This window comes from Autumnicola edwardsiae, assembly GCF_031846505.1.
Lineage (GTDB): Bacteria > Bacteroidota > Bacteroidia > Flavobacteriales > Flavobacteriaceae > Autumnicola > Autumnicola edwardsiae.
Map to the genome: position 1 here is coordinate 1 of NZ_JAVRHP010000374.1, position 215 is coordinate 215.

A 215-nucleotide genomic window follows, 5' to 3' on the forward strand; every position below is an offset into this window, starting at 1 on the left:
TGTTTCGGTTCGTTTTGTGCCACTTTGAAAGATCAAGTAAATAATACCTTGTCGCTTAAAAACAAGCGATATGGCCAATACACTTGATCCAATGGACTTAAAACAGATCATTTCTCTACATCTCGATGGGTTTAGTAACCGTAAAATAGGTGCCACCCTTGGGATCTCCCGCAATACGGTAAATACTTATATGCGTTTGTTCAAGGCCAGCAACT

1 protein-coding gene is annotated in these 215 nt (G+C 40.0%); it reads left to right on the plus strand.

Annotated features, from left to right (window positions below):
• Positions 1–91: 91 nt before the first annotated feature.
• The coding region (locus tag RM529_RS18030; RefSeq protein ID WP_311486101.1) for a LuxR C-terminal-related transcriptional regulator at positions 92–215 on the plus strand (124 nt) is incomplete at its 3' end.